Genomic DNA, 3,404 nt, shown 5'->3' with positions numbered 1-3,404 from the left:
GGAGCGGCGACGATCTGGACCTGTCAGCAAAATGGAATGAGCCATGAGCAACTCTTAAGCGCGCTCGTATGAGCGCTCGTAAGAGCGATCTCTCCGCCAAATCCGATCTCAACGGAAGGCGGCCGCCACCGAAGGGATACGGCGATTCCGCGGCGAAGGACGATGAGGCATCTCATTTTCGTAGATTTCTGACAGTATTCAGGGAGTTTCCAAAAGACGCGGGCTGGAAACCCTCCGGTGCGCTAATCCCGATTTGTTGGACAATTTCCGGGGTGACGGCAGTTACTTTCTGCGCCTATTGGGGCTTACGGTCCAATAGGTAGCAAAAGCCGCCGACTCGCTGGGGGTGCCAGCCGCCGCAGCCACGCTATTTCCGTCGCTCCGATGTCCCTCTTTTCCCAGCCAAGATTTACGTCGTGGAACGTCAGCAGACGCATGACCGCTCCATTGGATTTTATTAGCTTCAATATCTCCTCGGCCTTGTCAGGAAATTCGGTCTCGGCGCTGGAAATGCCTAGCGCCTGATCAGCTAAAGTCGGAAAGGCGCTGAGAGTCGAGCAGGTCCGCGGCCATTCGGTCAACAGGACGATCCACCGCGCAAGAGCTTGCCATTCTGTCGTTCCCGGCTGCGCCAGCCGTTCCAGCCTCGCTATTTCCTGGATCAACGATATGGAGTTCACGATCCTCTTTATTTGCCGAGGATTTGCGGGCAGCAATGGGGCGAGCGCTTCAAGCATGTGGCTTGTCGCACGCTCTGCCGAGACATCGGCCGCGGCGCGTAGCGCGAGGCGCTCTTCAAAGCGGCGCAGCACTTCGTCCTTTTCGCGCTTATCGAGGTCTGGAAGGGTGGACTCGGCGCGCATTTTTGACGCGGCTTGTTCACGCTTTGCATAGTCTTCGACGCCGAGCACTTCCTCTTCTCGTTCGTTCAGTCTTGCTACCGCCGCTTGCCTGCTCGGCGAGGCCATTTTGTCGCCGTCGTCTCGGGCGTCTTGTTTTTGGTCATCGAGGCGCAGGAGGCCGCGCACGTAGGCCTGTCGTGAGGGACCGGAAATCTTTGGCAAGACGAATGAAAACTGGATCGCTTTTTCGACAAAACGACTGCCAAATTCGTGTTCGCCTCCAACATCAATTCCCTTCATGGTCTTGTTTGTTTCCGCGAAGGCTTGCTCAATCCAGTCTTTGTCGCCAAGAAGGAGGAAGACGATGCGTGAGCTCGTCAGGATCGTTTGAATGCCGCGAATGAGCTCGACCACATATTCAGGTTCGCAACGATCCAAATCGTCAATAATGATCAAGACAGGTCGTGAAAAACGCTGGATCACCCTTGCGAAATGTCGTCGAAAGCGATCAAGGGGGTCCCCGGCGCCTAACGCGTAATTCTGGGCCGCCTCCGGCGTTCCGCGAAACAGCGTCTGCGTCGCGCCCGACAAAATGGTCCAGACGGCCGGCGCGCCCGTAAAGAGAAGAACGAGGGGCGTCAACCATAAAGCTTGAAAGCTATCGGCGTGCGCTCCAAGTTCCGGGGAGAGCGCGATGCCTTTCTCACCAAATCGAATGATTTTGAACGCGAAAAGGCCAGCAACAAAGACTGTCGTCACGACAGAAAGAATAAACTTCGCGCGGAAGTCTGGCGTCCAAAGACGCCAGACCAGCTCCGATCCCCACTCTTTAAAGCCTCGTAGCCGGCGCGATAGCCAAGAGCGACCGTAGAAACGATCAGCGGGCGATGGCAACTCGGCCGCCTGTCGATTCAACTCGGATAGAGCGGCTTCGGCACAATGCCGGCGGACGACGTCGTAAAAAACCCACCATGGTGGCTTCACCTGCTGATGGCGCCATGCGTTGAATCCGACTACATGCCAAGGCCGACGATTTTCTTTGGGCCAGAAGCGTTCGTCTTTCATGGGGAGAGCGTCAAGCCACATCGGCAGCGGAACGTCGTGACGGTAAGGGTTCAAGATGGTGGCAAGAAACGACGCGAAGGCTGTCTTGCCTCCGCCCCAAGGCGCATCGATTTGCACGACGAAACCAGGGCGGATCGAATCGCGCGCGTGCTCCCCGCTTTCGTTTGTCGCATTCTCTTTGTTCCATATGAGGTTTAGCCTGCCGGCCAAAACGAAGGCCTGCTTCGCCCGATCGAGATAGTCGACGTCGGGGTCATGGACGTCAGAGAGAAATACCGTGCGGGTTTCCCGCCGCCCGTCTGGCCGGGTGAACTTTTCAGGCCCATCAGGAGGCGGCGAATTAAACCGGATGGCTTCGCCACGCCGCAATCGGTCGACGTCCACCAGGACGTCATCTGTCTTGCGTCGCCAAAAATCATCGGGCATTGCCACCAGCTGCAGATCAGCCTCTTCTCCGAAAGCGCTCTCCGGCTTGGCCGTCCTCGTATTTGGAAGCAAGGCTCGATACCAGTCGACGAAAGACCTCCAGTGTCCCTGTGCGCCATCCAATTGACCAGCAATAGCGTCAAAGGCTTTTCGAGCCCATAATGGAAAGTTCGCCTCAAAGGTTGGATCGCCACGCACATCCCCGAGCCAGAGCGGTTCGTCCACCAATTGGCCATCGATTTGGTTTAATGCCCCGATGTCTTGCAGAACGCTTTGCCGAATTTGCTCGACTGCGTCGTCGTCGCCGATCGTGCGAGCGGCCGCCATGCTCGCACCCAGAACATTCAGCATGTTAACTCGATTTGGAGACTCCGGTCCCATAAGGGCAGCAAGAGCTGCTGCATGCGCCGCCATTTCTCCTGGGTCGTCAATGTTTCTGGCGATATCGTATCCGCCAGCTGGGATCGATGCTGTCTCAGGGGCGATAACGTCCGCATATTTGTTCATGGCCCAAGATGAAAAGCCGAGCCTGAAGGCGACGACACCCAAATCGGGATTGCCTGTTATGAGGCCAGGGCAAACGAGTGGCAGGACACGCAGCGCGACACGCATGCCCAATGCCTGATGAAAACGTGGATCGACTTCCGCCAGCCGTCCTGCAAGCTCGCTATCGTTTTCGACATATGAGGAAAAGCTTTCCTTCTGCTCCGCCATTGTCGGATCCCCAGAGCGGGAAGCGAAAAGTGGAAACCGGTTTTTCGCAAAAAATCCCGCTTTTTTAACAAATCCAGAGCAGGATGCGTTCCCACGGAAACGCATCCTGCTCTGGCTAAGCGTTCGCGCGGCGCAAACCGCGAGTTTCGAGCCGCAGAGCTTCCATCTCTTGCACGTTTATGCAAACAGCGCGACTGTGATCTCGTCTCGAACCATAGGCTGTTGATTGCCACTGAGAACTGACCCGCTTTGGGCGGGCATTTCCACTGAGATTTGACCCATGTTTGAACTTCTCCCGGCTGGCGTCAGCGGGGGTCTTTGGAGTGATAGACATGGCGTTATTGAGCGTTATCCGGC

Annotated in this window: 1 protein-coding gene; it reads right to left on the bottom strand. The window is 56.5% G+C overall.

The window, feature by feature from the left end:
* Positions 1 to 305: 305 nt before the first annotated feature.
* Positions 306 to 3,047: a P-loop NTPase fold protein gene (locus tag QZ409_RS12330; protein ID WP_296711523.1), complete on the bottom strand. Its 2,742-nt coding sequence runs from the start codon at positions 3,045 to 3,047 to the stop codon at positions 306 to 308.
* Between the last annotated feature and the right edge of the window lie 357 nt (positions 3,048 to 3,404).

The organism is Rhodoblastus sp. (genome assembly GCF_019449565.1).
GTDB lineage: Bacteria > Pseudomonadota > Alphaproteobacteria > Rhizobiales > Beijerinckiaceae > Rhodoblastus.
Note: the sequence above shows the minus strand (reverse complement) of the source record. Positions and strands in the feature narration are given on the sequence as shown.

Coding starts and splice junctions, on each gene's coding strand:
- QZ409_RS12330 (WP_296711523.1), bottom strand. CDS start 3,047: ATGGCGGAGCAGAAGGAAAGCTTTTCCTCATATGTCGAAAACGATAGC.